The 23,127-nt window shown below is 66.7% G+C and carries 21 protein-coding genes and 1 pseudogene; 12 read left to right on the forward strand and 10 right to left on the reverse strand.

The window, feature by feature from the left end:
* Positions 1–2: 2 nt before the first annotated feature.
* From ASE48_RS23505 to iolC, 8 genes and pseudogenes are all read right to left on the reverse strand, one after another.
* A pseudogene (locus ASE48_RS23505) lies at positions 3–1,401 on the reverse strand (CoA-acylating methylmalonate-semialdehyde dehydrogenase).
* Positions 1,402–1,407: 6 nt separating this feature from the next.
* Positions 1,408–2,283 (reverse strand): sugar phosphate isomerase/epimerase family protein, encoded by an 876-nt coding sequence (locus tag ASE48_RS23510; protein WP_057169570.1) that lies wholly within the window; start codon positions 2,281–2,283, stop codon positions 1,408–1,410.
* Between the two features lies 1 nt (position 2,284).
* Complete coding sequence (locus ASE48_RS23515; protein ID WP_057169571.1) at positions 2,285–3,316, reverse strand: Gfo/Idh/MocA family protein; 1,032 nt, start codon at positions 3,314–3,316, stop codon at positions 2,285–2,287.
* A 19-nt stretch (positions 3,317–3,335) separates the two neighbouring features.
* Positions 3,336–4,241 carry a sugar phosphate isomerase/epimerase family protein gene (locus tag ASE48_RS23520; RefSeq protein ID WP_057169572.1) on the reverse strand — a complete coding sequence of 302 codons (906 nt, stop codon included), beginning with the start codon at positions 4,239–4,241 and terminating at the stop codon, positions 3,336–3,338.
* A gap of 14 nt (positions 4,242–4,255) precedes the next feature.
* The gene (iolD, locus tag ASE48_RS23525; RefSeq protein ID WP_057169573.1) at positions 4,256–6,205 is read right to left on the reverse strand and encodes a 3D-(3,5/4)-trihydroxycyclohexane-1,2-dione acylhydrolase (decyclizing); all 1,950 of its coding nucleotides are present in this window, start codon (positions 6,203–6,205) and stop codon (positions 4,256–4,258) included.
* A gap of 3 nt (positions 6,206–6,208) precedes the next feature.
* The gene (gene iolB / locus ASE48_RS23530) at positions 6,209–7,078 is read right to left on the reverse strand and encodes a 5-deoxy-glucuronate isomerase (protein ID WP_057169574.1); all 870 of its coding nucleotides are present in this window, start codon (positions 7,076–7,078) and stop codon (positions 6,209–6,211) included.
* Between the two features lie 2 nt (positions 7,079–7,080).
* A complete protein-coding gene (locus tag ASE48_RS23535; protein WP_156409341.1) occupies positions 7,081–7,959 on the reverse strand; it encodes a Cgl0159 family (beta/alpha)8-fold protein in 879 nt (292 codons plus the stop codon).
* On the reverse strand, positions 7,952–8,938 hold the full coding sequence (iolC, locus tag ASE48_RS23540) for a 5-dehydro-2-deoxygluconokinase (RefSeq protein WP_057169575.1): 987 nt from the start codon (positions 8,936–8,938) through the stop codon (positions 7,952–7,954). Before iolC ends, ASE48_RS23535 begins: the two co-directional genes overlap by 8 nt.
* Before the next feature lie 154 nt (positions 8,939–9,092).
* Between iolC and ASE48_RS23545 the strand changes: the two genes are divergently transcribed.
* Positions 9,093–9,824, forward strand: a complete 732-nt coding sequence (locus tag ASE48_RS23545) for a GntR family transcriptional regulator (protein ID WP_057169996.1) — start codon at positions 9,093–9,095, stop codon at positions 9,822–9,824.
* A gap of 59 nt (positions 9,825–9,883) precedes the next feature.
* Here the strand turns inward: ASE48_RS23545 and ASE48_RS23550 are convergent, their stop codons facing one another.
* Together ASE48_RS23550 and ASE48_RS23555 are read right to left on the reverse strand one after the other, a co-directional pair.
* Positions 9,884–10,648: a TIM barrel protein gene (locus ASE48_RS23550; protein WP_057169576.1), complete on the reverse strand. Its 765-nt coding sequence runs from the start codon at positions 10,646–10,648 to the stop codon at positions 9,884–9,886.
* Positions 10,645–11,616, reverse strand: a complete 972-nt coding sequence (locus ASE48_RS23555; RefSeq protein WP_057169577.1) for a Gfo/Idh/MocA family oxidoreductase — start codon at positions 11,614–11,616, stop codon at positions 10,645–10,647. Before ASE48_RS23555 ends, ASE48_RS23550 begins: the two co-directional genes overlap by 4 nt.
* 93 nt (positions 11,617–11,709) lie before the next feature.
* Between ASE48_RS23555 and ASE48_RS23560 the strand changes: the two genes are divergently transcribed.
* The 11 genes from ASE48_RS23560 (at position 11,710) to ASE48_RS23610 (ending at position 22,727) form a co-directional block, all read left to right on the forward strand.
* A complete protein-coding gene (locus tag ASE48_RS23560) occupies positions 11,710–12,729 on the forward strand; it encodes a LacI family DNA-binding transcriptional regulator (RefSeq protein WP_057169578.1) in 1,020 nt (339 codons plus the stop codon).
* A 138-nt stretch (positions 12,730–12,867) separates the two neighbouring features.
* The gene (locus ASE48_RS23565; RefSeq protein ID WP_057169579.1) at positions 12,868–13,857 is read left to right on the forward strand and encodes a substrate-binding domain-containing protein; all 990 of its coding nucleotides are present in this window, start codon (positions 12,868–12,870) and stop codon (positions 13,855–13,857) included.
* 20 nt (positions 13,858–13,877) lie between these two features.
* Positions 13,878–14,936, forward strand: a complete 1,059-nt coding sequence (locus tag ASE48_RS23570; RefSeq protein WP_057169580.1) for an ABC transporter permease — start codon at positions 13,878–13,880, stop codon at positions 14,934–14,936.
* A gap of 4 nt (positions 14,937–14,940) precedes the next feature.
* Complete coding sequence (locus ASE48_RS23575) at positions 14,941–15,759, forward strand: ATP-binding cassette domain-containing protein (RefSeq protein WP_057169581.1); 819 nt, start codon at positions 14,941–14,943, stop codon at positions 15,757–15,759.
* Between the two features lie 101 nt (positions 15,760–15,860).
* A complete protein-coding gene (locus ASE48_RS23580; RefSeq protein WP_057169582.1) occupies positions 15,861–16,874 on the forward strand; it encodes a LacI family DNA-binding transcriptional regulator in 1,014 nt (337 codons plus the stop codon).
* Positions 16,875–17,031: 157 nt separating this feature from the next.
* Entirely contained in the window at positions 17,032–18,018 is a 987-nt protein-coding gene (locus ASE48_RS23585) for a substrate-binding domain-containing protein (protein WP_327049664.1), read from the forward strand.
* On the forward strand, positions 18,015–19,223 hold the full coding sequence (locus ASE48_RS23590) for a Gfo/Idh/MocA family protein (RefSeq protein WP_057169583.1): 1,209 nt from the start codon (positions 18,015–18,017) through the stop codon (positions 19,221–19,223). The genes ASE48_RS23585 and ASE48_RS23590 overlap by 4 nt, the downstream gene beginning before the upstream one ends.
* 32 nt (positions 19,224–19,255) lie before the next feature.
* The gene (locus ASE48_RS23595) at positions 19,256–20,278 is read left to right on the forward strand and encodes a sugar phosphate isomerase/epimerase family protein (RefSeq protein ID WP_057169584.1); all 1,023 of its coding nucleotides are present in this window, start codon (positions 19,256–19,258) and stop codon (positions 20,276–20,278) included.
* Positions 20,275–21,204 (forward strand): aldo/keto reductase, encoded by a 930-nt coding sequence (locus tag ASE48_RS23600; RefSeq protein WP_057169585.1) that lies wholly within the window; start codon positions 20,275–20,277, stop codon positions 21,202–21,204. Before ASE48_RS23595 ends, ASE48_RS23600 begins: the two co-directional genes overlap by 4 nt.
* A complete protein-coding gene (locus ASE48_RS23605; RefSeq protein WP_057169586.1) occupies positions 21,204–22,223 on the forward strand; it encodes a zinc-dependent alcohol dehydrogenase in 1,020 nt (339 codons plus the stop codon). Before ASE48_RS23600 ends, ASE48_RS23605 begins: the two co-directional genes overlap by 1 nt.
* Before the next feature lie 30 nt (positions 22,224–22,253).
* Positions 22,254–22,727 carry an SRPBCC family protein gene (locus tag ASE48_RS23610; RefSeq protein ID WP_057169587.1) on the forward strand — a complete coding sequence of 158 codons (474 nt, stop codon included), beginning with the start codon at positions 22,254–22,256 and terminating at the stop codon, positions 22,725–22,727.
* Positions 22,728–23,127: the final 400 nt, after the last annotated feature.

Here is a 23,127-nt window from a genome sequence, read left to right on the forward strand (position 1 = left end):
GGTCAGGCGTTCTCGGGGAAGCCGAGGTTGATGCCGCCGTGGCTGGGGTCCAGCCAACGCGTGGTCACGGCCTTGGTCCTGGTGAAGAAGTGCACACCCTCCATGCCGTGGGCATGGCTGTCGCCGAACAGGGAGGCTTTCCAGCCGCCGAAGCTGTAGTAGGCCATCGGGACCGGGATGGGAACGTTGATGCCGACCATGCCGACCTCGACTTCGTTCTGGAAGCGTCGGGCGGCGCCGCCGTCGTTGGTGAAGATGGCGGTGCCGGTGTTGATCAGTTCCAGCGCCTGGTCATAGGTTTCGACGCGCAGCACCGAGAGCACGGGCCCGAAGATCTCGTCGGTGTAGACGCTCATCTCGGGGGTGACGTTGTCGAGCAGGGTGGGGCCCAGCCAGAACCCTTCGGCGCCACCGTCGGCGCTCACATTGCGGCCGTCGACGACGACCTTGGCGCCGTCGGATTCGCCGGCGTCGATGTAGGAGGCCACCTTGTCGCGGTGCGCCTTGGTGACCAGGGGCCCCATATCGGAGTCTTTGGTGCCGTCGCCGATCTTGAGCGGGGTGGTGCGTTCGGCGATTTTGGCCACCAGATCATCGGCAATCGGTCCGACCGCCACGGCGGCGGAGATGGCCATGCAGCGTTCGCCTGCGGAGCCGAAACCGGCGTTGACCATGGCGTCTGCGGCCAGGTCGAGGTCGGCGTCGGGCAGGATGACGGCGTGGTTCTTGGCTCCGCCGAGGGCCTGCACGCGCTTGCCCTGCACGCGCTTGCCTGCGGCGGTGCCGGTGGCGTAGACGTACTGCGCGATCGGCGTGGACCCCACGAACGACACCGCTTTGATCTTCGGGTTGGTCAACAGCTCGTCGACCGAGGTCTTGTCACCCTGCAGGACGTTGAACACACCGTCGGGCAGGCCCGCTTCCTTCCACAGTGCCGCCATCCACAGCGACGCGGAGGGATCCTTCTCGGAAGGCTTCAGCACCACCGTGTTACCCGCCGCGATGGCGACCGGGAAGAACCACATCGGCACCATGGCGGGGAAGTTGAACGGCGAAATCACACCCACCGGCCCGAGCGGCTGCAGCATGGAGTGCACGTCGACCTTGGTGGAGGCGTTCTCGGTGAACCCGCCCTTGAGCAGATGCGGGATACCACAGGCAAATTCGACGACTTCCTGGCCGCGGGCGACCTCGCCCAGGGCATCGGAGACGACCTTGCCGTGCTCGCTGGTGATGATCTCGGCGAGCTCACCCTTGCGCTCGTTGAGCAGTTCGCGGAAGGCGAAGAGCACCTGGGACCTGGCCGGTGACCTGGCCGGTCGCCGGGTTCGTGACCGGCGCAGTCGCATCCGAGGAGCCAGTGAAGATCTTGTTGTCAGCCCAGTGGGAGATGGTGCTCATGTGCTTCTACTTTCCGTACTTCGCAACGTATTCGGTCATGGTCTTCAGTTGGTAGCGCGACACCTCGTGCGCGGTCTCGTCCTCGGCGAACACCGATGAGACCATCACGGTGTCCTCGCGGTCGTAGAAGCCGATTTCGGCCAGGCCGCCGAAGAATTCGTCCCAGTTGACATCGCCATCGCCGATCTTGAGGTGCTGATGCACCCGCACCGGATTTCCCGGCGGGTTGGTGATGTAACGCAGGCCGTGGCTGCGGTGGTGGTCCATGGTGTCGGCGACGTGCACCAGCCGCAACGTGTCCCCGGCCGCTCGAATGATCTCGGCCATGTTCCCGCCCATGTGGAAGCTGTGGCAGGCGACGTAGACCATGCCGATGTTGGGGGAGTTGACGCCGCGGATGATGCGCAGCGCCTCCATGCCGTCCTCGACGAAATCGTCGGGGTGTGGGTCGATCCGGACGTCGATGCCCTCACGCTCGATGATGGGCAGCAGCTCCTCCATGGACCGGAAGAACGCCCGCTCGGATTCTTCGGCCTTCTCGGGACGGCCGGAGAACTCGGTGTTGATCACGTTGACGCCGAGGTCGACGGTGATCTGGAGGACGCGCTTCCAGTTACGCACCGCGGCCTCGCGGGCGTCCGGGTCGGGGCTGGCCCAGCGCAGCACCGGCAGCACCGAGGCGATGCCGACACCCGCATCGGCGCAGGCCTTGCGAAACTTGGCCACCAGGTCGTCATCGGCGCGCGGGTGGTTGAAGAACGGGATGAAATCCCGGTGCGGGGTCAGCTGCAGGTACTCGTAGCCCAGCTCGGCCACCAGCTTCGGGAAGTCCAACAGCTCGTAGTCGTGGTGGAACGGTGTGGGATCCAGGGCGATTTTCACCTCACGCCCCCTTGATGGAGGCGCGGTCGACCATCTCGACCTCGACGGGCTGTCCGCTGGTGAGCGATTTCACGCCGGCCTCGCAGACCGCGGCGGCGGCGTAGCCGTCCCACGCGCTCGGACCATCTGTGTAGTTCCCCGTTGAGCTCCCCTGCTGGACCGCGTCGACCCAGCGCTGGAACTCGGTGTCGTAGGCCTGCCCGAAGCGCTCACGGAAACCGGGAGTGATCTGGCCGCCGCGGGTGCCGTCGCTGCGCGAGCGGACCAGGTTGACGTCCAGGCCGATCATGGCGCTGCCCTTCTCGGCCACGACCTCGGTGCGCACCTCGTAGGCGACCCCGGTCGTGACGAAGAGCTCGACGTCCACGTGCCGGCCCGACGCCGTGCGCAGGACGGCGATCTGCGGGTCGGCAAGACCTTCCGGCGCACCGGGATTGGCCGACGGCTTGATGATCTGGATCGAGACGATCTCTTCGTCGAACAGGAACCGCGTCACGTCGACCTCATGCACCAGCGAATCGCGGACCACCATCGCGCTGTCGAATCCGTTGGGGACGGCGGGATTGCGGTGTGCGCAGTGCAGGACCAGCGCGCGGCCCAGGTCACCCGAGTCCAGCAGCGCCTTCAACTGCGCGTACTCGTGGTCGAAGCGACGCATGAAGCCGACCTGGATGAGACGCTTACCCAACTCGGCCTCGCGCTTGACGACCTCCAAAGAGGTGGCCACATCGGTGGTCAGCGGTTTCTCGCACAGCACGGGCTTGCCGTGTTCCAGGCAGGCCAGCAGCTGCTTCTCGTGCGTCGGGCCCGGGGTGGCCAGCACGACCGCGTCGACATCCGGGTCGGCGATGGCATCGAGCGGATCGGCGATGGCGCGGCATCCATCGATACCGGCCGCGATCTGCTCGGCCTTCTCGGTGATGAAGTCGTTGACGACCACAACCCGAGCCCCGGAGATCCGGTTGGTCAGGCGGGCGACGTGATCGGCGCCCATGATGCCGACGCCAAGAACGGCCACACGCAATTCGGACATGTCTTGAACTCCTACAGATCTAGTTGAAACGAACGGATGGGACGCCACACGAACCGAGGTAGTTCTGGGTGCGCTTGGCGATGGGAAGCGGCGCGTCGACCTCGCACGGGTACATGTCCTGCTCCACGATGGCGAACACGTCGATGCCGAGCTTCTCGATCTCGGCCAGCAGCGGCGGCATCTCCGGGATGCCCAGCGGCGGTTCGGTCATCGCGCCCAGCTTCACGGCCTCGCCGAAGGGCAGATCTTCGGCCTCGACCTTGGCGCGCACCTCGGGGTTGACCTGTTTGAGGTGCAAGTAGCCGATGCGCTCCGGGGCGCGCCGGATGATCGCGATGTTGTCGCCTCCGCAGTAGCTGATGTGCCCGGTGTCCAGGCACAGATTGACGAACTCGCCGTCGGTGCCGTCGAGGAAGCGGTACACGTTCTCTTCGGTGTCGACATGGCTGTCGGCGTGCGGGTGGTACTGCGCGCGCACGCCGTACTTCTCGAACATGGCCATGCCGAGTTCGTTCATGCCCTGGGTCTTCTTGCGCCACTGCTCGGGCGTGAGGTTGCGGTCCTCCAGGACCGCGCCGGTGACCGGGTCACGCCACATCTCGGGGATGACGACGACGTGCTTACCGCCGACCGCGGCCGTCAGCTTGGCGACGTCCTCGATCTGGGTCCAGACGGCATCCCACGAATCATCCTGGTGCAGGTGCTCGAACACCGTGCCGGCCGACAGCTTCAGGTTGCGCTTCGCGAGTTCGTCGGAGAGTTGCTTCGGGTCGGTGGGCAGGTAGCCGAACGGGCCCAGTTCGATCCACTCGTAACCGGATTCGGCGACCTCGTCCAGGAAGCGGGTGTACGGGGTCTGCTGTGGATCGTCGGGGAACCAGACGCCCCAGGAGTCGGGTGCGGAGCCCACGAGAATTGACGACATCGAACGTTTCCTTTTCAGCGGTCGGACGGATTGATGAGTGGACGCTGTACTTTTTTCCAGTCCGAATACCGTTGGTAGGCGGTCTGGGTGGACTCCAGCGTGGACACCTCGCTGACGGGAACGTCCCACCAGGAGAAGCTGTCCGGGGCGTAGATCCGGGGATCGGTCTCCACGTAGATGACCGTGGTCACGTCGGCGGATTTGGCGACCTTGACCGCGTCGGCGAACTCGGCGGCGGTGGCGACCTTGATGACGTCGGCGCCCAGGCTGGCGGCATTGGCGGCCAGATCGACCGGCAACTTGTCGCCGTCGAGCCGGCCGTCGGCGCTGCGGTAGCGGTAGTCGGTGCCGAACCGCTGCGAACCGAGGGACTCCGAAAGCCCACCGATGGAGGCGAATCCGTGGTTCTGTACCAGTACCGGGATGACCTTGATGCCTTCCTGCACCGCCGTCGCGATCTCGGTGGCCATCATCAGGTACGAGCCGTCGCCGACCATGATGAACACATCACGGTCGGGCGCGCCCATCCGTACCCCGATACCGCCGGCGATCTCGTAGCCCATGCAGGAGAAGCCGTACTCGACGTGGTAGCCCTTGCGGTCGCGGGTGCGCCACAGCTTGTGCAGATCGCCGGGCATCGAGCCGGCCGCGCACACCACCACATCGCGCGGGTCGGACAGCGTGTTGACCAGGCCGATGACCTGGTTCTGGTTCAGCTGCACCCCGTCTTCGGTGGCATACACCGAGGACACGGTGTCCTCCCACTCGGTTGCGAGTTCGGTAACCCGGGAGCGGTATTCGTCGCTGACGGTGTAGCCGGACAGTGCGGGGCCCAGTGCCTCGATGGCCTCGCGCGCGTCGGAGACCACGCTGATGCCGCCCTGTTTGACCGAGTCCAGCGAGGCCACGTTGATGTTCACGAACCGCACATCGGGGTTGTTGAACGCGGTGCGCGATGCGGAGGTGAAATCGCTGTAGCGGGTGCCGATCCCGATGATCACATCGGCCTCGGCGGCCAGCGCGTTGGCGGCGGTGGTGCCGGTCGAGCCGATGGCGCCGACACTCTGCGGATGGTCGTAGCGCAGCGAGCCCTTACCGGCCTGGCTTTCCGCGACCGGGATACCGGTCTGCTCGCAGAACGCGGCCAGCGCCTCTTCGGCGAATGCGTAGTGCAGCCCGCCGCCGGCCACGATCAGCGGCTTGGTGGCGGAGGCGATGACCTCGGCGGCCCTGGCGATCACCGAGCGCTCGGGCAGCGGCCGGGCGATGTGCCAGGTGCGTTCGGCGAACAGTGATTCCGGCCAGTCGTGCGCCTCGGCCTGGACATCTTGCGGGATGGACACCGTCGCCGCGCCGGTCTCCACCGAGTCGGTCAGTACCCGCATGGCGCCCAGCAGGGCGGCGGGCAGTTGCTCGGGCCGCCACACCCGGTCGAAATACCGGGACAGCGGCTTGAACGCGTCGTTGACGGTGACATCGCCGGAGGCCGGCAGCTCGAGTTCCTGCAGCACGGGGGAGCTGACCCGGGTGGCGAAGGTGTCGGCGGGCAGCAGCAGCACCGGCAACCGGTTGATGGTCGCCAGTGCGGCGCCGGTGAGCATGTTGGTCGAGCCGGGGCCGACGCTCGCGGTGACGGCCCAGGCCTGCAGACGGTCCTTCTGCCGGGCGTACGCGACGGCGCTGTGCACCATGGCCTGCTCGTTGCGGCCCAGCACGTACTTCAGCCCGGGTTCGCGGCCTGCTTGCCGCGATTCGACCTCGTCCTGCAGCAGCGCCTGGCCCAGCCCGGCCACGTTGCCGTGGCCGAAGATGCCGAAGCAGCCTGCGAAGAACTTGGTGCGCTCGCCGTCGTGTTCGATGTACTGGTTGGCGAGGAACCGAATGGTGGCCTGCGCGACGGTGAGTCGCACGGAGGACTCGGTGGCGGCCAGCTTCTCGGTTGACTTCGGCGCGGTGGAAACCACGGGTCAGGCTCCTTGGGTCTTGCGCATCGGCAGGCGCGGATCGATTTCCTGGTGTTCCCAGCTGCTACGCAGCCAGGTGTGGTCGGGGTTGTCGCAGATCAGCCAGGCGCGATCCGGACCGGAACCCGCCATCACGTTGAGGTAGTACATGTGGTGTCCGGGTGCGGCGATCGACGGGCCGTGATAGCCGTGCGGCACCAGCACGACATCACCGGAGCGGACCTCTTCGAGCACCTCGATGGGGCGCTCCGGGGTGCCGAACACCCGGTGGTAGCCGAACCCTGTTGTCCCAGCCGGGCTGTCGTCGATCTCGAAGTAGTAGATCTCTTCCAGCTGGGTTTCGAACTCGGTGTTCTCATCGTGCTTGTGGGCGGGGTAACTCGACCAGTTGCCACCCGGTGTGATGACCTCGCAGGCGATCAGGGAGTCGGCCTCGAAGGCGGTGGCCGTGCCGAAGTTGTGCACCTGCCTGCTGCAGTTACCGGCGCCGCGTAACTCGACGGGCACGTCGGCGGCGGCGACCCGGCGGTTCGGGAACGTCCGGGTGGCACGGGCACCGCAGATGGCGACCCGGCCGTGCCCGGACAGCACGTAGGCCTGGTTGATGCCGAGGTAGACCATATCGGCGGGTCCGTCGAAAACCGATGCGCGGGGCGCCAGTTCGAAGGTCTCACCATCACAGGTGATCCTGCCGCCGCCGGACAGCGGCAGGATCATCGCTTCGCTGTCACCGGTGCGCCTGCTGACCGATTCCACATCATCGAGGTCGACGACGTGCAGGCTGGACTCGGCCCAGCCGGCCGATTCCGGGGTGACGTCGACGGTGTAGGGGGTGACCGCGGTGTTGGCCGGGATGTACCACTTGCTCTTCACGGTCAGCGCACCAACTTCACTGCGGTCGCCACGGCGCCGGCGACATCGTCATCGGGCGGGTAGAGCAGGGTGCGTCCGACGATCAGGCCGCGAACCGCGTTCAGGGACAGGGCCTTCTCCCAGCTGGCGAACGCCTCATCGGGGTCGGTGGGGTCGCCGCCGAGCAGCAGCGTCGGCATCGTCGTGGATTCCATGACGCGGTCCATCTCGTCGACCACCGGCAACTTCATCCAGGTGTAGGCCGATGTCGAACCGAGCCCCTGACCGATGTGCACGGACTTGATCACGGCGTCGGGGGAGAGGTCGTTCTTGACCTTGCCGTTCACCCGTGACGACATGAACGGCTCCAGCATGGCGATGAGACCGTTGGCCGCCAGGTCGTCGACGGCCTGCGCGCACGCCGTCAGGGTGGATACCGTGCCGGGATCATCGAGATCGATGCGGCACAGCATCTTTCCGCCGTTCATCTTGGCCGCCGCGGTCGAGGCCGCAGTCGCCCCGGTCATCCGGTCGTCCAGCTCGAATGAGGATCCGGCCAGTCCGCCGCGGTTGAAGGAGGAGAACACCACTTTGTCCTCCAGCGCCCCGAGCAGCAGCAGGTCGTCGAGGATGTCGGCGGTGGCCAGCACCCCGTCCACACCCGGGTCGGCGAGCGCGGCACGCAGCCGGTCCAGCAGATCGATCCGGTTGTTCATTGCAGTGGGGCGAGACCCCACGGCGAGCGCACCGCGGGCCGGATGGTCGGCGGCGACGATCATCAGCTGGCCGTCGCCGCGCACGGTGGGCCGGGTGGTGCGGGCCTGCCAGGCCTTGGCCACGGCGGCGGGATCGGCGGCACGAACATCGGTCACGTCGGCGTAGGTTTTTGCGAGACTAGACATTGACAGCCTCCACAGCGGTCTGTTCGGCGAGATCGGCCACCTCGGTGGCGGTCGGCATCGCGGTCGAGCATTCGAGGCGGGAAGCGACGATGGCTCCGGCGGCATTGGCGTAGCGCAGCGTCTTCTCCAGCGGCCAGCCGCGCAGCAGACCGTGGATGAGGCTGCCGCCGAAAGCATCTCCGGCACCGAGCCCGTTGATCACGTCGACCTCGTTCGGCGGGACGGTCACGGAGTTGTGCTTGGTCTTGCCGAGCACGCCGCGCGGGCCTTGCTTGACGATGGCCAGTTCGACACCGAGGTCGAGCAGCGCATCGGCGGCCTTGTGCGGGCTGGTCTCGCCGACGGCGATCTCGCACTCCTCGCGGTTGCCGACGGCGACGGTGACGTGACCCAGCGCGCGCTGCACCTGCTCGGAGGCCGTGGCCGGCGTCTCCCAGAACATCGGGCGGTAGTCGAGGTCCAACACGGTGAGGGGTTTCCTTCCGCGTGCCTCCCAGGCGGCGAAATGAGCACTTCGGCTCGGCTCTTCGGAAAGGCCGGTGACCGTCGACCAGTACAGCCGGGCGTCGCGGACGGCGTCCAGGTCGATCTCGGCGGCCTCGATCTGGAGGTCGGGCGCCGATGGCTTGCGGTAGAAGTACAGCGGAAAGTCATCGGGCGGGAAGATCTCGCAGAAGGTGACCGGGGTCGGGTACTCGCCGTGAGCGTGCACGTACCGGTTGTCGACGCCGAGACGGGCGAGCTCGTTGCGGACGAACCGGCCGAACGGATCGTTGCCGGCGCCGGAGATCAAGGCGGTCCGGTTACCGAGTCGGGCGGCCGCCACCGCGACATTTGCCGCGCTGCCGCCGAGGAACTTGCCGAAGGATTCGACGTCCTCCAGGCCGACGCCGGTCTGCAGGGGATAGACGTCCACGCCGCTGCGCCCGATGGCGATGACGTCGAACGGGTCCGTGCTGGACGGCCTTTCAAAAGACACTGTGGCTCCCGAAGATGGTGGGCGGGCTCTTCTCTTAAGACTGTGCCTCGGGTCACTCACTCATGTCAATAGTTTGTCCTGACATTCTAACTTTCGGTCATGATGCTATGGTTCGGCTAATCTGTCTGATCATCGGCCGCAGATCGGAGTGGACGTGCCTTTGACTGTTGAGCTCGACAGGTCCAGCCCTGTTCCCCTCTACTACCAGCTCGCCCAGGCGATCGAAGCGTCGATCCGCAACGGCGATCTGGCCCCCGGCGACCGGTTCGAGAACGAGCTGGCTTTGGCGAGCAGGCTGGCGTTGTCGCGCCCGACGACCAGGCGAGCCATCCAGGAACTCGTCGACAAGGGTCTACTGGTCCGTAAGCGCGGTGTCGGCACCCAGGTCGTGCAGAACCCCGTGCACCGCCGGGTCGAGCTCACCAGCCTGTTCGACGACCTCGCGAAGTCCGGCCAGGACCCGACGACTCAGCTGCTCGAATACCACTGCGGTATCGCCGATGAGGAGATCGCCGCCGAGCTCAACCTCGGCAAGGACCACGAGATCGTCACCATCCAGCGGCTTCGGTGTGCCAATGGCGAGCCGCTCGCGGTGATGACGAACCATCTGCCCGTCGAGATCGCACCGGATGCCGAGGAGCTCGAGGCCAGCGGCCTCTACCAGGCCCTGCGCGGGCGTGGCGTGCACATCCGGCTGGCCCGGCAGCGCATCGGCGCCAAGCCGGCCAACCGCAACGAGGCGCGGCTGCTCGACGAGAAGGCCGGCGCACCGCTGCTGACCATGAGCCGGACTGCGTTCGACGACTCCGGTCGTGCGGTCGAGTTCGGAAGTCACTGCTATCGCGCCTCGCGGTACTACTTCGAGACCACGCTCGTCGACCGCTGACTTCCGGCGATTTCGGCGTGATCGGACGCGCTCAGCGCAACCGACCACGCCGAATTCACTCAGGAGAAGGCCGCGCGGAACGCCTCCAGGGCTGCCGTGCTGTCACTTTCTGCGAAGGCCTCCATGCCGACGGTGCCGTCATACCCGATATCGCGCAGTGCTTTCGCGACGGCGGGGTAGTGGATCTCGCCGGTGCCGGGTTCGCAGCGGCCGGGCACGTCGGCGACCTGGATCTCGCCGATCGCATCACCGCAACGACGCACGAGTTCGACGAGATTCCCTTCGCCGATCTGTGCGTGGTACAGGTCGAGCATCATCTTCACGTTCGGGTGCCCGACGCCCTCGATGAGGGCGAGCGTGTCCTTCGCGCGGGCCAGCGGCACGCCCGGATGGTCGACGATGGTGTTGAGATTCTCGACGCAGAACGTCACACCGGCCGCCGCCCCGAGTTCGCCGATGCGTTCCAAGGCACGTAGCGCTGTCGACCACATCTGACCGGTGGCGCGCTGCCGCGGCCGGGCGGCCCGGCCGTCGACCAGTTCGGCCGGATGCAGGACCAGCCGCGGAGTGCCCAGCACCTCGGCGGCTTTGATGCTCAGCTCGGCGGTCCGCACCACCTCTTCGGCGCTGTCCGGGTCGATCAGGTCGCCGTGCAAATAGCCCGTCATCGACGAGAACCGCGCGCCGGTCGCGGCCAGCGCCTCGAGATCCTTGTCGTGCCAGCTCCAGATCTCGACGTCGAAGCCGAGTTCGTCGATCCGCTTCACCCGGTCGACGATGGGCAGCTCGGTGAAGACCATCTCCGAACACACCGCGAGCCTCATGCCAGCACTCCGTTCAGCGCGACGGGCGCCTTGGTCTCGATGGATTCACGTGCGGCAAGGGCGATTTCGAGTGCGATGCGGGCGTCGACACCCGTCACGGAAGGCTCGCTGCCTGCCAGCACACGGTCGGCGAAGTGGGCGAACTGCGCGGTGTAGGCATCGGCGAACAGTTCGGTGTTGATGCGGCCGGCGTGCTCGGGTGCCAGCCCGGCCTGCAGCACACCGCCGGAGCCGAAGACCTCGCCGCGGATGTCATAGCCGTACACGGCCTGGAAGCTGGCCTCGGCGATCGCGAACGCGCCGTTGTCGAACCGGATCTGCACGACGGAGGTGTCCAGGAAGCCCTGCTCGGCGAACTGCGGATGGACCAGCGCATCGGCCTGCGCGTACACCTCGGTGACCCGCGCACCGGGATTGAGCCAGCACAACGTGTCGAAATCGTGGATCAGCGTCTCGTTGAAAATCGTCCATGGCTTGACCCGGGCGGCGACCTCGGCGGAGATACCCGGATCGCGGGTCAGCGAACGCAACAGCTGCGGCGTGCCGATCTCGCCGGCATCGATGCGGGCCCGCATGGCAGCGAAATCCTGGGCGAAACGCCGGTTGAAACCGACCTGCAACGCGACGCCGGCGGTGCGTGCCGCGTCGATCGCCCGGTCGGCGTCCTGGAGCGTCAAGGCCATCGGCTTCTCGCAGAAGACGTGCTTGCCCGCGTGGGCTGCCGCGACCACCAGGTCGGCATGGCTGGTGGCGGGGGAGCAGATGGCGACGGCCTGGACATCGGGGTCGGCGATGAGCTCCAGCGGGTCCTGGTAGGCACGCGCCCCCGAGAACCTCTCTGCTGCACCGGGTACGGGATCGGCAACGGCGGCGAGCCGGGTGTTGGGCAGGCGCTCGGCCAGCGTCTCGGCGTGGAAGCTGCCGATCCAGCCGGCACCGATGAGGCCGAAGGACAGGGGGGAGGACATGGGGGACTCCGATCGACTAGAACGTTCTAGGGACGGTAGGCGGATCGGGCGTGTTTCGTCAACAATTTTCCTAGAACGTTCTAGAATCCAGCCGTGCAACGACGTCCGACGCTCGCAGACGTGGCCGCGCGCGCGGGAGTCTCGCGCGCGCTGGTCTCCATCGTCATGCGTGATGTGCCGGGTGCCAGCGAGCAGACCCGGGACCGGGTGCGCCGGGCGGCCGACGAGCTCGGGTACCGGCCCGATCACCGGGCGCGCCGGCTGCGTCAGCTGCGTACCAAACTCATCGGGGTCACCTTCACCGTCGGCCAGGAGTTTCATGCCGACCTGGTCGACGGTGTCTACGTCGCGGCCGAGGAGCTCGGCTATGACGTGGTGCTCAGCGGTATCACGCCGCACCGTGACGAGACCCGCGCGCTGCGCACGCTGATCGATGAGCAATGTGAAGGACTGGTCCTCGTCGGACCGGGGACGCCGACCCGGCAACTCGACGAGCTGGCCGCCCGGGTACCGGTGGTGGTGCTTGCCCGCAAGGTCCGCGGTGTCGACGCCGTGCGCAGCGACGATGCCGCCGGCGCCGTGCTCGGGACCGATCATCTGATCGGGCTCGGCCACCGCCGGATCGTCTATCTCGACGGTGGCCGAGCCCCGGGGGCCGCCGAGCGGCTGCGCGGCTACCGGCGCGCCGCCGGTGCCGCCGGGGTGCCGCTTCAGGTGCGTGCCGGCGGACTCACCGAGCGTGAAGGCGCCGCGGCCGCCACCGCCATGCTCGCCGAATCCGAACTGCCCACCGCGGTGTTCGCCTTCAACGACCGGTGCGCCCTCGGTGTCCTGGATGTCCTCATCCGAGCGGGTGTCTCAGTGCCCCAACAGGTGTCGGTGCTCGGATTCGATGACAGCCCGCTGGCCGGGCTTGCCCACGTGGACATCACCACGGTGCGCCAGGATGCCATGGGCCTGGCCGCGGCCGCGGTGCAGCGACTGGTCGGCCGTCTCGATGATCCCGATGGGCCCGCCGAGGTGGTGGATGTGGTTCGGGAACCGACACTGGTGGTGCGCGGTTCGACGGGTGCTCCCGGGGTGGCGGCCTGCGGAAATGGTTCGGACAAATGACTTGCAGTCCTAATGTCAGGACAAAGTATTGACTTTCGGGTGTGAGCCGTATTACATCAGTCGTGCAGGCGTGGCGTCCGGCACTCGGTCCGCCGGGCCGATGTGGACGACACGGCGATCTTGAAACGAGGAGAAACAATGGCGTTGAAGCGGCTCGCGGTACTGGCCGGAGCGGGCGTACTGGCGTTCGGGATGGTGGCGTGTTCGTCCGGCGGCGGCAAGCAGGACAGCGCCGGCGAGGGTGGGGGCGGCGGCACCGTCGACACCCCGCGCATGACCATTGCGATGATCACCCATGAGGTTCCCGGTGACTCGTTCTGGGACCTGATCCGCAAGGGCGCCGAGGCGGCGGCCAAGAAGGACAACATCGAACTGCGTTATTCCAACGATCCCGAGGCGCCCAACCAGGCCAACCTGGTGCAGGCAGCGATCGACAGCGGTGTGGACGGCATCGCCGTCACCCTGGCCAAGCCCGAGGCGATGGCGCCCGCGGTGAAGGCCGCGATCGACAAGGGCATCCCGGTGGTCGCGTTCAACTCCGGCTTCGACAACTTCAAGAGCATGGGCATTCAGGAGTACTTCGGCCAGGACGAGAAACTCGCCGGTATCGCGGCCGGCGAGCGGCTCAACGCCGACGGCGCCAAGAAGGTCGTCTGCATCATCCAGGAGCAGGGTCAGGTTGCCCTCGAATCTCGTTGCGCCGGTGTCAAGGAGGGCTTCGGAGGCCAGACCGAGATCCTGAACGTCAACAGCAAGGACATGCCGTCGGTCGAGGCGACCATCACGGCCAAGATGCAGCAGGACCCGACGGTGGACACCTTCGTCGCGCTGGGCGCGCCGATCGCCCTGACCGCGGTGCAGTCCAAGGCGAACGCGGGCAGCAACGCGAACATCACCACCTTCGACACCAATGCCGCGCTGGTGGATTCCATCCAAAACGGTGACGTGCAGTGGGCGGTCGACCAGCAGCCGTTCCTGCAGGGCTACCTCGCCATCGACTCGCTGTGGCTGTACCTCGCCAACAAGAACCTGATCGGTGGCGGCCAGGCGACGCTGACCGGCCCCTCCTTCATCGACAAGTCCAACATCGACGCCGTGGCCGAACTGGCCAAGGGCGGAACTCGCTAGCAGTGTCGGAAAGAGCAGAGATGTCCACTCAAACCGAGGTCACCCTCGAAAACCATGAGGTCGTCCGCGACGAACGCGTCAAGGAACGAAATCGTCTACAGCGTTTCCTGATCCGGCCCGAGATGGGCGCAGGCATCGGTGCGATCGGGATCTTCGTCGCGTTCTTCATCGTGGCGGCTCCGTTCCGGGAGGCGTCGTCGCTGGCGACCGTGCTCTACGCCAGCAGCACCATCGGCATCATGGCCTGCGGTGTCGCCGTGCTGATGATCGGCGGGGAGTTCGACCTGTCGGCCGGCGTGGCGGTGACCTTCAGTTCGCTGGCGGCTTCGATGCTCGCGTTCAACCTGCACCTCAACCTCTGGGTCGGGGCGGCACTGGCCCTGGTGCTGGCGCTGGCGGTCGGGTTTTTCAACGGCTTCCTGGTGATGAAGACCAAGATCCCCAGCTTCCTGATCACGCTGAGTACGTTCTTCATGCTGGCCGGTGTCAACCTCGCTGTGACGAAACTCGTTGCGGGACAGGTCGCCACCCAGAGCGTCAGCGATATGGACGGCTGGGACTCCGCGCAGAAGGTGTTCTCCTCGACGTTCACCGTGGCCGGCATCGGAATCCGCGTCACCGTGCTCTGGTGGATCCTGTTCACCGTGGTGGCCACCTGGGTGCTGTTCAAGACGAAGATCGGCAACTGGATCTTCGCCGTCGGCGGCGACGCCGAAAGTGCCCGGGCCATCGGTATTCCGGTGACCAAGGTCAAGATCGGGCTGTTCATGTTCGTCGGGTTCTGCGCCTGGTTCGTGGGCATGCACCTGCTGTTCGCGTTCAACACCGTGCAGTCCGGTCAGGGCATCGGCAACGAGTTCTTCTACATCATCGCCGCGGTCATCGGCGGGTGTCTGCTGACCGGTGGCTACGGCACCGCGATCGGCGCGGCCATCGGTGCGTTCATCTTCGGCATGACCAACCAGGGCATCGTCTACGCGGGCTGGGATCCGGACTGGTTCAAGTTCTTCCTGGGCGGCATGCTGCTCTTCGCGGTGATCGCCAACAACGCCTTCCGTAACTACGCATCGAAGAAGTGATCTGATGACCGCAACAGTCGAATCTCCCAGTAACGAAGCCGCAGCCGATCGCAAGGTGCCGCTGGTCGAGCTCCGCAATGTCGGGAAGTCCTACGGCAACATCACCGCGCTGAAGGACATCAGTCTGCGGGTGCATGCCGGCCAGGTGACCGGCATCCTCGGCGACAACGGCGCAGGCAAATCGACGCTGATCAAGATCATCGCGGGCCTGCACCAGCAGACCGAGGGTGAACTGTTGGTGGATGGTGAGACCACGAAGTTCTCGTCACCCGCTGATGCGCTCGGCAAAGGCATCGCGACCGTGTATCAGAATCTCGCGGTGGTTCCGCTGATGCCGGTGTGGCGCAACTTCTTCCTCGGCCAGGAGGTGCGCAAGAAGTCGTTCCCGTGGTCGCTGGACGCGAACGCGATGCGTGCCACCACGCTGGCCGAGCTGTCGAAGATGGGCATCGAGTTGCCCGATGTGGACGCGCCGATCGGGTCGCTGTCCGGTGGCCAGCGCCAGTGCGTTGCGATTGCGCGGGCCGTGTTCTTCGGGGCGCGGGTGCTGATCCTGGACGAGCCGACGGCCGCGCTGGGTGTCAAGCAGTCCGGTGTGGTGCTCAAGTACATCACCGCCGCCAAGGACGCCGGCTTCGGCGTCGTGTTCATCACCCACAACCCGCACCATGCGCACATGGTCGGTGATCACTTCGTGTTGCTCAACCGTGGCAAGCAGAAGCTGGACTGCACGTATGACGAGATCTCGCTGGAGCACCTGACCCAGCAGATGGCCGGCGGCGATGAGCTGCAGGCGCTCTCCCACGAGCTCGGACGCAAATAACGCACTGACGACTTCGGCGCGGTCCTCCGGTTGACCCCGGGGAGCCGCGCCGAAGTCGTGTCCGGCTTGACCGGTCTAGTTCTGTCGCGGATCATCGGTGCATGCCCGACCGCCAGGATCGACCGACGATGCAGGACATCGCCGACAAGGTCGGTGTCTCCAAGGCGCTGGTGTCGTTGGTCTTCCGCAAGGCGCCCGGGCCCAGCACGGAAACCCGCGAGCGCGTGCTGGCGGCGGCCGACGAGCTCGGCTACCGGGTGAACCGCACGGCGGCACTGATGACCGCCAGGCGGACACACCTCATCGGCGTAACGACCAACATCCGCAACAGCTTTCATGCCGAGATCGTCGAGCACATCGTCGCTGCGGCAGACAAGGCCGGCTACGAGGTGGTGCTCGGGCCGATCACACCCACCCATGACGAGACGAAGGTGATCGAGACCCTACTGGACTTCCGGTCCGAGGGGTTGCTGCTGATCGGTTCGGAACTGTCCACCCGGACACTGGCCGATCTCGGCTCGCGGCTACCGACCGTCGTCATCGGCAGACGGATATCTGCGGACTCGCTCGATGTCGTGCGTACCGCCGACGGCCGCGGGATCGGTTCGGTGGTGGATCATCTCGTCGAACTCGGCCACCGGCACATCGTGCACGTTGCCGGGGGAGGCGGCGTCATCGCCGCGGATCGCCGCAACGGGTACCTGCGTGCCATGCGCAGGCATGGGCTCGCAGAGGCTACGGAGATCATCGAGGGTGATTTCACCGAGGATTCCGGGATGGCCGCGGCAACCGAGTTGCTGACCGGTGGGTCGACGGCGACGGCGGTGGTGTGTGCCAACGACCGTATCGCGGTAGGGGTGGTCGACACCCTGCGTCGCTCCGGCGTCCGCGTCCCCGAGGATGTTTCCGTCGCCGGGTACGACGACAGCGCCTTGGCCAGGCTGGGGCACATCGATATGACGAGCGTCAGTCAACAGCCGCGGGAACAGGCCGACCGGGCGGTGCAGGCCGTGGTGTCGCGGCTGGATGGCGGGCGGGTCGAACCGGAGTCCTGGGTGTCGCAGCCCCGGCTGGTGGCGCGGGCGACCACGGGTCCGGTCGCGAACCCTCGCTAGCGTGAAAGACGCTGCACGCCAAACTATTTGAGCCAACACCCCGAACAGGGTGCGGCACCCCCTTGACAGAACCGTGTGACCGCCCTCATAGTTGTGCCATCGAGTTAGACCGGTCAAATAGACCGGACTAAATCCGCATCAACGAAGGTAGGAAGTCGTGAACCGATTGATCCGGACGGCGGTGGCCGCCACAGCCGTCGCGCTGAGCCTGGCCGCCTGCAGCAGCACCGGCGGCAAGCCTGCCGACCAGGGCGGCGAGGAGGGCTCGGTCAACGTGAACCTGCCGCGGCACACCGTCGCGATGGTGGGGCACTGGAACCCCAGTGATGCGTTCGTCGACATCCTGCGCAAGGGCGCCGCCCAGGGCGCCGAGACCAACAATGTCGAGCTGCGCTACTCCTCGGACCCGCAACCCGACAAACAGGCCACCCTGGTGCAGAACGCCATCGACTCCAAGGTCGACGCGATCGCCCTCGATCTGGCCAATCCCGAGGCGCTCCTGGAGGTCTCCAAGAAGGCGGTCGCCGCCGGGATCCCGGTCGTCGCCTTCAACTCCGGTTACGACGACTGGAAGCGGGCCGACGCGCTGATGTACATCGGCCAGGACGAGGTCATCGCGGGCACCGCGGCGGGCGAACGTCTCAAGCAGGCCGGCGCGAGCAAGGTGCTGTGCGTGGTGCACGAGCAGGGCGTGCCCGCTCTGGACAAGCGCTGCAACGGGGTCGAGGCAGGGTTCGGTGGCCGCACCGAGCGGGTCTACCTCTCCGGCTTCGACATGTCCTCGGCCCGCTCCACTGTCGAGGCGAAGCTCGCCCAGGACCCCGCCATCGACGCGATCATCACGCTCAACGCCTCCTACGCGATGACGGCGCTGCCGGTCGCCGAGGCGACGGGCCGTGACATCACGGTCGCGACGTTCGACACCAATCCAGAACTCATGACGGCCATCAAGGACGGCAAGGTCGCCTTCGCCGTCGACCAGCAGCCCTGGCTGCAGGGCTATCAGGCCGTCGACACGCTCGCCAATTACCTGAACAACCGCAGCATCCTCGGGGGCGGTCAGCCCATCCTGACCGGACCGTCGTTCATCGACGACACGAATGTGGAACAGATCTCGGCCTACGCAACGGAAGGTGTCCGCTGATGACCAGCACGATCGGAGTCGCCGTGATCGGCGGCGGTATGGCGGGCCGCGCGCACGCCGCGGGATATCGCAACGCGACAACGGTTTTCGGTACCGATCGGCCCGATGTGCGGCTGGTTGCGATCGCCGACACCAATCAGGCCGTCGCCGACGACACGGCGCGGCGCTACGGCTACGAGCGTGCCGAGTACGACTGGCGGGCCATCGCCGAAGCACCCGACATCGACGCCGTCAGCGTCGTGGTGGCCAACCACCTGCACCGCGAGATCGTCGAAGGACTGCTGGCCGCCGGCAAGCATGTGCTGTGCGAGAAGCCACTGGCCGGTTCGCTCGCCGACGCCGAGGCCATGGTGGTCGCCGCGGAGAACTCCGACCGGGTCACCGCCGTCGGCTACACCTACCGGCGCTCGCCGGCGGTCGAGCAGATCCGCCGCGAACTCGCCGCAGGCACCATCGGTGAACTCGTGCACTTCAACGGCCATTACTGGTGCGACTACGCGCTCGATCCCACCTCGCCGATCACCTGGCGGTATCGGGGCGGACCCGGCACGGGGGCACTTGCCGACGTCGGCAGTCACCTGATCGACCTCGGCGAGTTCGTCTGTGGTCCGATCACCGAGGTCGCCGGTGCGGCGTTCGCGACGGTCATCCGGGAACGCCCGGTGCCGGTCGGCGTCACCTACGGGCACACCAAGGGTGCGGTCAGCGACGAACTCGCGCCGGTGGAGAACGAAGACGTCGCGACCTTCACCGCCACCTTCGCCAACGGTGCGGTCGGCACGTTCTCGGCGTCGCGGGTCGCGCACAACCTGCCCGACGGACTGGCGTTCGAACTGTTCGCCTCCAAGGGTTCGGCGGCGTGGGATCTGCACCGGGCCGCGGAGTTCCAGCTGTCCGCCGACGATGTGCGCACCGATATCGGTGGCGCCCGCCGGGTGCTGATCGGCCCCGATCACCCCTACATCAGCGGCGGTCTGCCGATGGACGCCGGCGGCGTCGGGCACGGCGTGGCGGACCTGTTCGTCTACCAGACCCGCGCCTTCCTGGACCAGATCGCCGACTGTGACTTTCCCCGTCGCTTCGCTCGCCCAGATGGAGCCATGGGGCCGCTGCCCGGGTTCGACGCCGGCCTGCACGGCCTGCGTGTCGTCGCCGCCGTCGCAGAATCCGCCCGGTCCGGCGGCACCAGCATCAAAGTCGTCTAGAACTCCGTCTGACACCTAGGGATACCACGATCATGAAACTCGGCCTGTACAACGCGATCCTGCACGACCGCAGCCTGCCGGAGGCGATTGCGGTGATCGCCGATCTCGGCCTCACCGGGATCGAACTCAACACCGGCGGATTCCTGCCACCGGTGCACCTCCCCACACTCGACGAGATCCTGGTGAGCGATACTGCTCGCGACGACTTCCTCGGCCAGTTCGAGGGCACGGGTGTCGGTATCGCCGGACTGAACTGCAACGGCAACCCGCTGCATCCCGATCCCGAGATCGGGGCCGAGCACGCCGAGGACATCCGGCGATCCATCCGTCTCGCGCAGCGGCTGGGACAGCACCGGGTGGTCACCATGTCCGGCCTGCCCGGCGGCGAAACCGGTGCACGCCGGCCCAACTGGATTGTCAACGCCTGGAATTCGGGGGCATCGGACGTACTCGACTACCAGTGGCAGGTCGCCGCGGACTTCTGGCGCGAGACCGACCGGCTGGCGCGTGATCATGACGTCAAGGTTGCCCTTGAGCTGCATCCGCAGAACGTGGTCTTCAACAGCGCATCGATGCTCCAGCTCGTCGAAGTCACCGGTGCCACCAACGTCGGTGTGGAGCTGGACGCGTCGCACCTGTTCTGGCAGCAGATGGACCCCGTTGCGGTGGTGCGTCACCTGGGCGAGCTGGTCTTCCATGCGGCAGCGAAAGACGTCCGTGTCAACCCGGAGTACGCCGCGCTCAACGGCGTCCTGGACAACAGCTTCCGCCGGCTGAGTCCCGACGAGCCGCGTACCAACCTGGGCGGTGACGAGTGGGCCAACGAATGGCCGAAGAATGCGGCTTGGGACTTCGTGGCGCTGGGCAAGGGGCACGACACCGCGTACTGGACCGAATTCCTGCGCGCGCTGCACGAGGTGGACCCGGACATGATGGTCAACATCGAGCACGAGGACGTCGAACTCGGTCGCATCGAGGGCATCGAAGTGGCGGCCAACGTCCTCAAGGCGGCCGACGCCGCACTTCGGGACTCACTGGTGGCAAGCCGAGCATGAGATACGCCGTCCTCGGCAAGACCGGCCTCGAGGTGTCCGCGGTGTCATTCGGCACCGCGCCGCTGGGGGACATGTTCGGCGCCGTCGATGCCGACTCGGCCGTCGCCGCCGTACACGACGCCATCGACGCGGGGATCAACTTCTTTGACTCCTCGCCCTACTACGGCGGCGGTCTGGCCGAGGAGCGACTCGGTCTGGCGCTCAAGGGAACCCGCGAGCCGGTGATCATCGGCACCAAGGCCGGGCGCTACGGATTCGACGAGTTCGACTTCGCACCAGAGCGCATCCGTGCGGGCCTTCACCACAGCCTGCAGTTGCTGCAACGCGATCACGTCGACGTGCTGCAACTGCACGACATCGAGTTCGTCGGGCTGGGAACGGTTTTCGAGGACGCATATGCCGAGCTGGTGCGGCTCAAGGACGAGGGTAAGTGCCGGTTCATCGGCATGACCGGGTACCCGCTGCACACCATGCGCCGCGCGGTCACCGAGACCGACCTGGACGTGGTGCTGAACTACGCACACTTCACCCTGCTCAACACCGAGCTCACCGACGGACTGCTGCCGGTCGCCGATGAGAACGGGACCGCGGTCATCAACGCGGCGGCGGTCGCACTCGGGCTGCTCACCCCGGGCGGACTGAAGACCGATGTGCCCGCGAGCGCACAGATGCGCGCCGCAGCCGACCGGGCGCGGGGGATCTGTGGGCGGCGCGGAGCCGATATCGCATTCCTGGCCAACCAGTTCGCGATCCAGCGCAGCGGCTGCGCCACCACCCTCATCGGCACCACCAAGGCACATCACCTGGATTCGGCGGTGCGGGCCGCCACCGCCCCCATCGACGAGGATCTGCTCGCCGAGGTGCTGACCGCCACCGCCGACGTGCACGCCGAATCCTGGCCGAGCGGATTGGCGGAGAACAACTGATGCAGGCAGTCCTGTTGGGTGCCGACGGTGTCGAGCACCTCGGCGACATCCCCGATCCGACGCCGGCGCCCGACGAGGTGGTGCTGCGCGTCGACTACTGCGGCATCTGCGGTAGCGACCTGCACGCCCAGCAGCAGGGATTCTCGGCCGGCGTGGCACTCGGGCACGAATTCGCCGGTGTCATCGAGAAGGTCGGTCGCGAGGTCGCCGGGTTCGCAGTCGGCGACCGGGTCTGCGTCAACCCCAACGGCGACTGGTGCGGTAGGTGCGGCTTCTGCCGTGCCGGCCAGTTCAACCTGTGCACCGAACTGTTCCGCACCGCCGTCGGCGTGGCACGCCACGGCGGCATGGCGCCGTTCACCGCGGTACCGGCCACGGTGCTGCACCGGTTGCCCGAGAGCGTGTCGACCAGGCAGGGTGCCTGGGTGGAACCGCTGGCGACGGCGCTACGCGGCGTGCGGCGATCGGGCATCGGCATGGGGGACGCGGCCTTCGTCTCCGGTGCGGGACCGATCGGCCTGCTCGTCATCGCGCTGCTGCGCTCGATGGGTGCCGGGCGGATCACAGTGTTCGAGCCCTCTGCGGCGCGGGGTGCCAAGGCCGTCGCGATGGGTGCCGACGACGTGATGGACCCCCTCACCACCGATCCGGGTGCTGTGTTCGAAGATCCCAGTGCCGCACCGGCGTTCGGATTCGAAGCCTCCGGGGTGCCGGCGGCCATCGAGTCGTCGCTGCGGGTGCTGCGGCCCAGGGGGGTGCTGACGGTCACCGGTGTCGCGCCCAGGCCGCCGTACTACCAGGCGCCCGACCTGGTGTTCAAGGAGGTCACCATCCGTGGCAGCTTCATCTACGAGCAGGAGTTCGGCATGGCCATCGACCTGCTGGCCCGCGGTGCCCTCGATATCGACCCGCTCATCAGCAGAGTTCAGCCGATCGGTGCGGGCCCGCAGGCGTTCGCCGACCTGCGCGGGGCCACCGATGTGGTCAAGGTGCTGCTGAGCGCGTCACATGCCGTGTAGCGCCGCTGCCCGCCGGGTATACCGGCCCTCATGACCACGTCAACACTGAAGACAGAAGATGCCGGGCCGCGCACCGTGAGCCGCAGCGTGCAGGTGGCCGCACCGGTCGCGGCGCTGTTCGACCAGATCGCCGACCCGCACCGGCACCACGATCTCGATGGTTCGGGAACCGTGCGGGACGCCGACGTGCAGGGGCCGCACCGGCTCACCGAGGGTGACAAGTTCACCGTCGCCATGACGCAGTACGGCCTGCCCTACAAGATCACCTCGAAGGCGACCGCGGTCCAGGAGAACCACCTCGTCGAATGGGAGCACCCGCTGGGCCATCGCTGGCGCTGGGAGCTCTCCGAGGTGAGTCCCGGCACCACGAAGGTCACCGAGACGTTCGACTACTCGACGGCCAAGGTGCCGTTCGTGGTGGAACTGCTCGGGTTCCACAAGAAGAACGCCGAGGGCATCGAATCCACGCTGACGGGTCTGGCCGACCGCTACGAAACGCACTAGTCATCCTCGAACCGCGCGCGTCCGCCCCACGGCGGGCGCGCGCGGTTCGTTCGTGAGCACACATCTGATCCGCGGCGGCCCGGAAAAGTCGCGGTGAGTGCCATCAGTTTGCCGATATTTACGTTTTAGTTAATTTTGACCAGATCCGGGTGGCCCGCCGGTCGTTGCCGACTACGGGTGCACTGACGGCGTTCGTCAGCAAACGTCGGATCCGAGGGTGCCGGGTGATCGCCGCGCAAGGCGGTGCGACCTGGAACATTGCGATGACAAATACCTGGGTCGCCGGTCATCTTCCTGGGACGCCGGTGCCGAAATCGGCGACCGTCGCTCCTCCTGTGACGGTTGCCCGCGCGAACGATGCTGCGCAGCAGGCGGTTCCCGCCGTGAATGGACCGAATGA

Origin of the sequence: Mycobacterium sp. Root265 (assembly GCF_001428895.1) — a bacterium.
Lineage (GTDB): Bacteria > Actinomycetota > Actinomycetes > Mycobacteriales > Mycobacteriaceae > Mycobacterium.

What these genes read in the sequence shown, in the direction of transcription:
- ASE48_RS23580 (WP_057169582.1), top strand. Translation starts at nt 15,861, where the DNA reads ATGCCCGACCGCCAGGATCGACCGACGATGCAGGACATCGCCGACAAG.
- ASE48_RS23565 (WP_057169579.1), top strand. Translation starts at nt 12,868, where the DNA reads ATGGCGTTGAAGCGGCTCGCGGTACTGGCCGGAGCGGGCGTACTGGCG.
- ASE48_RS23555 (WP_057169577.1), bottom strand. Translation starts at nt 11,616, where the DNA reads ATGTCCTCCCCCCTGTCCTTCGGCCTCATCGGTGCCGGCTGGATCGGC.
- ASE48_RS23595 (WP_057169584.1), top strand. Translation starts at nt 19,256, where the DNA reads ATGAAACTCGGCCTGTACAACGCGATCCTGCACGACCGCAGCCTGCCG.
- ASE48_RS23515 (WP_057169571.1), bottom strand. Translation starts at nt 3,316, where the DNA reads ATGTCCGAATTGCGTGTGGCCGTTCTTGGCGTCGGCATCATGGGCGCC.
- ASE48_RS23570 (WP_057169580.1), top strand. Translation starts at nt 13,878, where the DNA reads ATGTCCACTCAAACCGAGGTCACCCTCGAAAACCATGAGGTCGTCCGC.
- ASE48_RS23600 (WP_057169585.1), top strand. Translation starts at nt 20,275, where the DNA reads ATGAGATACGCCGTCCTCGGCAAGACCGGCCTCGAGGTGTCCGCGGTG.
- ASE48_RS23535 (WP_156409341.1), bottom strand. Translation starts at nt 7,959, where the DNA reads ATGTCTAGTCTCGCAAAAACCTACGCCGACGTGACCGATGTTCGTGCC.
- ASE48_RS23575 (WP_057169581.1), top strand. Translation starts at nt 14,941, where the DNA reads ATGACCGCAACAGTCGAATCTCCCAGTAACGAAGCCGCAGCCGATCGC.
- ASE48_RS23550 (WP_057169576.1), bottom strand. Translation starts at nt 10,648, where the DNA reads ATGAGGCTCGCGGTGTGTTCGGAGATGGTCTTCACCGAGCTGCCCATC.
- ASE48_RS23610 (WP_057169587.1), top strand. Translation starts at nt 22,254, where the DNA reads ATGACCACGTCAACACTGAAGACAGAAGATGCCGGGCCGCGCACCGTG.
- ASE48_RS23605 (WP_057169586.1), top strand. Translation starts at nt 21,204, where the DNA reads ATGCAGGCAGTCCTGTTGGGTGCCGACGGTGTCGAGCACCTCGGCGAC.
- ASE48_RS23520 (WP_057169572.1), bottom strand. Translation starts at nt 4,241, where the DNA reads ATGTCGTCAATTCTCGTGGGCTCCGCACCCGACTCCTGGGGCGTCTGG.